General features: G+C 57.3%; 7 protein-coding genes and 1 pseudogene. All 8 read left to right on the plus strand.

Features of this window, described 5'->3' with window-relative positions:
- Window positions 1–101 precede the first annotated feature (101 nt).
- The 8 genes and pseudogenes from ACR0AZ_RS21480 to ACR0AZ_RS21515 all read left to right on the plus strand — a co-directional run bounded on the left by ACR0AZ_RS21480 (window position 102) and on the right by ACR0AZ_RS21515 (window position 6433).
- Window positions 102–1271 carry a M24 family metallopeptidase gene (locus tag ACR0AZ_RS21480; protein WP_480668227.1) on the plus strand — a complete coding sequence of 390 codons (1170 nt, stop codon included), beginning with the start codon at window positions 102–104 and terminating at the stop codon, window positions 1269–1271.
- A gap of 63 nt (window positions 1272–1334) precedes the next feature.
- Window positions 1335–1538, plus strand: coding sequence for a hypothetical protein (locus tag ACR0AZ_RS21485; protein ID WP_480659510.1), 204 nt, complete (start codon window positions 1335–1337; stop codon window positions 1536–1538).
- 4 nt (window positions 1539–1542) lie between these two features.
- A complete protein-coding gene (locus ACR0AZ_RS21490; protein WP_480668228.1) occupies window positions 1543–2949 on the plus strand; it encodes an amidase in 1407 nt (468 codons plus the stop codon).
- Between the two features lie 2 nt (window positions 2950–2951).
- Window positions 2952–3461: an FAD-dependent oxidoreductase gene (locus ACR0AZ_RS21495; RefSeq protein ID WP_480668229.1), complete on the plus strand. Its 510-nt coding sequence runs from the start codon at window positions 2952–2954 to the stop codon at window positions 3459–3461.
- Complete coding sequence (locus ACR0AZ_RS21500; RefSeq protein WP_480668230.1) at window positions 3458–4537, plus strand: threonine aldolase family protein; 1080 nt, start codon at window positions 3458–3460, stop codon at window positions 4535–4537. Before ACR0AZ_RS21495 ends, ACR0AZ_RS21500 begins: the two co-directional genes overlap by 4 nt.
- Before the next feature lie 106 nt (window positions 4538–4643).
- Window positions 4644–5198: a Gfo/Idh/MocA family oxidoreductase gene (locus ACR0AZ_RS21505; RefSeq protein WP_480668231.1), complete on the plus strand. Its 555-nt coding sequence runs from the start codon at window positions 4644–4646 to the stop codon at window positions 5196–5198.
- Between the two features lie 12 nt (window positions 5199–5210).
- Window positions 5211–5456 (plus strand): annotated as a pseudogene (locus ACR0AZ_RS21510) (aspartate dehydrogenase domain-containing protein); the annotation flags it as partial.
- Between the two features lie 2 nt (window positions 5457–5458).
- The gene (locus tag ACR0AZ_RS21515; RefSeq protein WP_480668232.1) at window positions 5459–6433 is read left to right on the plus strand and encodes a threonine ammonia-lyase; all 975 of its coding nucleotides are present in this window, start codon (window positions 5459–5461) and stop codon (window positions 6431–6433) included.
- Window positions 6434–6588 lie beyond the last annotated feature (155 nt).

Here is a 6588-nt window from a genome sequence, read left to right on the forward strand (position 1 = left end):
GCTGGCCGGATCGGCGACTCCGTCGTCGTCACCGAAACAGGATTCGAATACATCACAAACTACCCTCGACAAATCCTGCTCAGTAAATAAGGGCACTATCGATGAAAGACATGATCATGAACGCCATGCCTTTTCCCGCAGAAGAGCTGAAGACACGCGTTGATCGCGCATGCCAGGCGCTGGCCGATAACAATCTGGACGGAATCCTGATCTCGGTTCCCGAAAGCATCTACTACCTGACAGGTATGGATCACTGGGGGTTCTTTGCGGCCCATGTGGTGATCCTGAACCGCAATGGCGAGATGGGTCTGGCCTGCCGCGCGATGGAAAAGATCACCTATGACAACCAGGTGAACAACGCCGCATTCTATGGTCACAAGGACCATGAAGAACTGTCGGACTACGTGCATCAGGCGATGAAGGATCTGGGCATCATGGGCGGGCGCGTCGGCATTGAAAAGCGCAGTCTGTTCCTGACCCCGCGCCACGCCGAGCGTATTCAGGACGACGGTGCCGGTACGCAGTGGAGCGACGCGTCGGGTATCATCGACGATATCCGTCTGGTGAAATCCACGCTCGAGATGGAATATACCCGCAAAGCCGCACGCGCTGCGGATTTGGGCACGCTGGCTGCGATTGAAGCTGTGCGCGACGGGGCGTCGGACTATGAAATCTCGGCCGCTTACAACAATAAGATGATCCTTGAGGGCAGCGAATATCCGGGCTTCGGCCCATTCTTCCGCCCGACCACCCGTCTGGGTGAGGAACATACTACGTGGCGTGGTGACACCTTCGGCAACGGCGATGCGGTGTTCATGGAAACTTGCGCCGCCTATCGCAAGTATCAGGCACCGATGGGTCGACTGGTCTATGTCGGTGACGCGCCCGATGGTGCCCACGAATCTGCCGAACTGGCCATCCGCGGCATGAAAGCCATCTGCGAGGCGCTTCAACCCGGTAATAAGGCAGGTGATGCCTATGATACCTGGCGTGAGGTCGCCTGCAGCGCCGGCTTGAACGACTATCATCGTCACCACTGCGGTTATCTGGTTGGCATTGGTTTCCCGCCCAGCTGGACCGGTGGTTCGATGGTGACTTCGCTGTTCCCGAACTCTGAACGCAAGATCGAGGTTGGAATGGTTGTGCACGCGCATTCCTGGTTCACCAACACTGATGTGACGGATTACTTCATATCGAACACTGTCATGGTGACAGAGAATGGTGGTGAAGTGCTGACCAATCAGACGCCGGAAACCTTGATTCTGCGCTAAGATACTATGGTGCGCCAGACGGGGCGCACCATCCTCTCTGGATGCTATTTGCCCGGGATTCATATGGAAAAACTGACCAAAGAGACGCTGACAGGTGTCTGCAGCCAAATGGCTTCGCACGATTGGAGCGATGCCGAGATCAACGAACTCGTCGACCCGCAGCTTGGCATCATCACCGGGTTTCAGGACCTGCTGGATGAGCTGGAAGTGCTGCGCAAGATCGATCTGGGTACCACGCCACCAGCCTTGACCGTGCAGAAACGATAGACAGATGACCACCGAGATTGCTTTTGATACCGTTCGCGGACTGAAAAACCGGCTGACTGCCAAGGATATCACGCCTGCCGAGCTGATCGATGTGTTCGCAGAGCGCATCGCGCAGCACAATGACCGCTCCAAAGCGTTCATCACCGTAACCGACGGATCTGCGCGCGCCGAAGCTGCAAACCTGAGCGTCGACGATCTGGCTGCGTCGCCCTTCGCGGGCATTCCATACGCGTCGAAAGATCTGTTTGATATCGAAGGGGTTCTGACCTCAGCCGGATCGCGTGTGTTTCACGATCGTATCGCAACCGAGGACGCCTTTGCCATCGCGCAAATGCGTAACGCCAAGGCCGTCAGCCTGGGCAAAACCAATCTGCACGAGTTTGCGTATGGCGCGACCGGTGAGAACGAGGTCTATGGAACTTGCGTCAACGCCTACGATCCGACCAGACTTGCGGGCGGTTCGTCATCGGGATCGGCGGCGGCGGTTGCATTCGGTTTGGTGCCTGCATCGCTTGGCACCGACACAGGTGGATCGGTTCGCGCGCCTGCCGCTCTGAATGGTTTGGTCGGCATGAAACCAACCATTGGCCGGGTTCCTACTGCAGGTGTTGTGCCCTATTGCTGGACGTTGGATCATGTCGGCCTGATGACACGCGATGTTGCCGACTGCGCTGATTTCCTTGGTATCGTGGCGGGTTATGACCCACGCGATCCCGGCTCGCAGAACATCCCTGTCGATGATTACGCCGAGGCGCTGGATCAAGATATCGCGGGTCTACGCATCGCGATTCCCGCCAATTTCTATTATGAGCGCACCGACCCGGAAATTCTGGCAGCAATGGAACAGGTCAAATCCTTCCTTAGCGCGCGAGGCGCTGCGCTGGTACCAGTCACATTCCCCGATCTGGAACACAGCCGCGCCGTATCTCTGACTGTCCAGATGCCCGAAGCCCTGAGCGCTCATTCCGCCTATCTGCAGGAACGCGGCGATCTGTATGGTCAGGATTTCCGCGCCGGGCTGGCGCTGGGGCAAACCCTGTTGGCTGAGCATTATGTGCGCGCCAAGCGGTTTGTGGAAATGTACCGGCAGAAAACCAACGCGCTATTCGATGATGTGGACCTGATCCTGACGCCGGCTACCCCGGAAATCGCACAAAAGGTCGGCACTGTGAAAACCACACGTGACGGCGTGGACGAAGCAGTTGGCAACGCGATTACCCGTTTCACCACTTTCTTTAACATGTCAGGCCACCCGGCGTTGACCATGCCCTGCGCGATGCATTCCGAAGGGCTGCCCATCGCGCTGCAGCTGGTGGGGCGATACTTTGAAGAGAGCACAGTGATCCGGGCTGCGCATGCTATCGAACGTGATGGCGCCTTTGCCATCCCGCTTCCGAATGTGGATGGCTGATCATGGTGCTTGCACTACTGAAATATGGGTTGTCCCGCCGATATCCGGCTCGGGAAGAGATTCCTCAGACACCCGATCTGAAGCTGCATTATGATGTGGTGATCGTCGGTGGCGGTGGTCATGGTGTGTCGCTGGCCTATCATCTGGCCACCAAACACGGCATCACCAATGTGGCGATCCTGGAAAAGAATTATCTGGGCGGCGGTAACACTGCCCGGAACACCACCGTAATCCGGTCGAACTATATCGATCAGCGGTCAATCAAATTTTATGCCAGCTCGCTGCGGCTCTATGAAAATCTGGCCAATGAGCTGGATTACAACATGATGTATTCGCGACGGGGGTCAGTTGACCTTGTCGCATTCCGAAGGCGAGGTTGCACAGACCGTCGTGGCCCGGATCGGCGCGATTCTGATCCGGGCGGATCAGGACGGGGAATATGCGTTGCACATGTTGACGGATTTCGCCTCGGCCCATTACCTGTGGGACGTGCTGCAGGACGCCGCGAATGAATTCGGCGGAGGGTTCGTCTGAGATGCCCGTCTATCATTTCAATTCGGACAATGGCGCGCCGGTTTGCGATCAGATCATGCAGGCCTTGATCGAGTGTAATTCCGGTGTTGAAACGGCTTATGGCGCGGATCAATGGTCGAAACGATTGGATCAGGCCTATTCCGAATTCTTCGAACGCAAGTGCTTTGTCTTTCCGGTCCCGACAGGAACGGCGGGAAATGGTCTGGCGCTGGGGGCGGTGACCCCGCCTTACGGGACGATCTTCTGTCACGAAGCGGCACATATCGTCACCACCGAATGCGGCGCGCCCGAGTTTTATTCGGGCGGGGGGCGCATGACCCTGCTGCGCGGAAAACATAACAAGATCAGTGTGGAAACGTTTCGGCAGGCTCTTGCAGATCATGGGATTGGAAATGTCCACCACATGCAGGCCAGCGCGCTGAGCGTGACGCAGGCGACCGAGTGTGGTGTGACCTATTCGCTCGACGAGCTCGGCGCATTGTCGGCAATCGCCCATGACAACGGCATGAAAGTACATCTGGATGGCGCGCGGTTCTCGAACGCGCTGGTACATCTGAATGCGACGCTTGCCGAAATGACCTGGAAAGTGGGCGTTGATCTTTTGACGCTGGGGACCACCAAGAACGGGACTATGAACGCCGAAGCGGTTATCACCTTTGATCCAAAAATCGCCGAGGTGGTGCGGTACATGCACAAACGTGCCGGACATCTGTCCTCTAAAATGCGCTACATGTCGGCGCAGCTGCTCCGCTTCCTCGAAAACGATCTTTGGCGCAAGAACGCATTGCTGGCTAACGGCAACGCGGCGCGGATTGCGGAGTCTCTGGCACAGTGCGACGGCGTGGAGTTCGCCCATCCCGTACATATCAACGAGGTTTTCGCGTCGCTTCCGGAAGAGATGATCCAGGCGTTGAACAAAAACGGGTTCCACCTGCGGCCGTGGAACTGCGGTCTTACAGGGGAAAACGTCCGCATGGTGTTGTCTTATTGCGATGCGCCTGACCGCCTCGACCTTTTTGAAACCGTGTGTCGTCAGCAGTCAGTCTCCCACTAGTACGCTGATTGCACCGGTTTCCGCCCTCGCCACGCCCCCTCGGCGAGGGCATTTTTTTTGAACAAGGCCATTGTATGCGATGGCACTCGGACGGAATGAGGAACTTATGGAACAAAAAAAGCTGGGAATTGCGGGTATCGGAGCGATTGGCAGTAACGTGGCCCGGGCCATCGATCGCGGCCAGATACCCGGATTTGCACTGACGGGGATGGCGGCCAGTCGCCCCGAACGTCTCGATGCGTTAAACGCCGAGCTGTCGAAGCCAGTACCCTTTATGGATTTCGACGCCCTGGCAGCGAATTGCGACTGGGTTCTGGAAGGGTTGCCGCCACAGTTGTTCGACGACCTTGCAAAGCCGGTGCTACAGGCCGGGAAAACCCTGATTGTCATGTCCTGCAGTCAATTGCTGGGCCGTGAGGATCTGGTCGAGCTGTCGCGTGACACAGGAGGGCGGATTATTATTCCATCCGGTGCGATGCTGGGGCTGGATGCGCTCAAGGCGGTTGCGGTGGGCGAGATCAAGTCCGTAACTATTGAGACCCGCAAACCGGTGGCCGGCCTGATCAATGCCCCTTATCTGAGCAAAACCGGTCTGGATCTATCGGGCCTGACCGAGGCGAAACAGATCATTTCCGGCAGCGTCACCGAGGTGGCACAGTAGTTCCCAGCCAATGTTAACGTGGCCGCCGCGCTTAGCCTTGCGGGGCTGGGACCGGATCGAACCCGGATGGAAGTCTGGGCCGATCCAACGCTGACGCGAAACAAACACACGGTGCGCGTTACCTCGAACAGTTCGGATTTCACCATGAGCATTCAGAACCGCCCGACGGACGAAAATGCCGCCACGGGCCGGATCACTCCGCAGAGCGTGATTGCATTGCTTAACTCTCACACCGCCACTTTGCAGATCGGAACCTGAACATGCTGACATTGGAAATGATCCGGGCTGCAGCCGACACTTTGAACGGTGTCACCCGCGTTACACCCCTTCTGGAATCCGAGCTGTTGAATGCCCGGCTGGGTTTTCGCCTGTTGGTGAAGCCGGAATGCCTACAACGCACCGGGTCTTTCAAGATCCGCGGTGCTTTCACCAAGATTGCATCCTTAAGCGAGGCTGAACGTCAATCCGGTGTCGTGGCCTTTTCATCGGGAAACCACGCGCAGGGTGTGGCCGCCGCCGCTGCCGCAATGGGTGTCCGTGCAACAATTATCATGCCCGACGACGCGCCTTCTATCAAACTGCGCAACACGGCAGAATACGGTGCCGAGGTGATCACTTATGACCGCGAAACCGGAGACCGCGCCCAGATCGCCAAAGACGTGGCCGAACGTACCGGCGCGGTCATGGTTCCGCCCTATGACGACTATGTCCTGATGTCCGGTCAAGGCACTGTCGGGCTTGAGATCGCCGAACAGCTGGAGCAGTTGGGCGTCAGCGCTGATGCGGTCGTCTGTCCGGTGGGCGGCGGCGGCTTGATTGCCGGGGTATCAACGGCGCTAAACGCTCTGTGCCCCGAGACTGAAGTTTTTGTCGCAGAGCCGGAACATTTCGACGATACCCGCAAGTCCATCCAGGCCGGAAAACGCATTGGAAATGATCCGGGTCATCAGTCTGTCTGCGACTCCATTGTTACTCAGATCCCTGGTGAACTGACGTTTCCCATCAACCAAAAACTGGTTTCGGATGGTTTTGCAGTTACGGATGGACAGGCGCTTGCCGCGATCCGGGTTCTGCTGGATGAGCTGAAAATCCTGGCCGAACCCGGGGGTGCCGTGGCATTTGCCGCCGCTCTGAAATATGCGGACCGCTGGGCCGGTAAAACAGTTGTCGCCATCGTTTCCGGGGGCAATGCGGATCTAAATGCGGTAATGAGCGAAAAACGCGATCAGGCGTAAACAACGGTTACCACCATCTGGTGGTCGTGTTTTAGGCCTTGCGCAACATCTGATCATCCTGCTTGGTGCGACTCGGCCTGGAAAATAAAAACGGCGCGCCGGTTGGCACGCCGTCTTGAAACAACTCTTTCGCAGGGTCTTAGTAGACGACCACG

The organism is Ruegeria sp. BE3 (assembly GCF_056538865.1).

What these genes read in the sequence shown, in the direction of transcription:
- ACR0AZ_RS21480 (WP_480668227.1), top strand. Translation starts at nt 102, where the DNA reads ATGAAAGACATGATCATGAACGCCATGCCTTTTCCCGCAGAAGAGCTG.
- ACR0AZ_RS21485 (WP_480659510.1), top strand. Translation starts at nt 1,335, where the DNA reads ATGGAAAAACTGACCAAAGAGACGCTGACAGGTGTCTGCAGCCAAATG.
- ACR0AZ_RS21490 (WP_480668228.1), top strand. Translation starts at nt 1,543, where the DNA reads ATGACCACCGAGATTGCTTTTGATACCGTTCGCGGACTGAAAAACCGG.
- ACR0AZ_RS21495 (WP_480668229.1), top strand. Translation starts at nt 2,952, where the DNA reads ATGGTGCTTGCACTACTGAAATATGGGTTGTCCCGCCGATATCCGGCT.
- ACR0AZ_RS21500 (WP_480668230.1), top strand. Translation starts at nt 3,458, where the DNA reads ATGAATTCGGCGGAGGGTTCGTCTGAGATGCCCGTCTATCATTTCAAT.
- ACR0AZ_RS21505 (WP_480668231.1), top strand. Translation starts at nt 4,644, where the DNA reads ATGGAACAAAAAAAGCTGGGAATTGCGGGTATCGGAGCGATTGGCAGT.
- ACR0AZ_RS21515 (WP_480668232.1), top strand. Translation starts at nt 5,459, where the DNA reads ATGCTGACATTGGAAATGATCCGGGCTGCAGCCGACACTTTGAACGGT.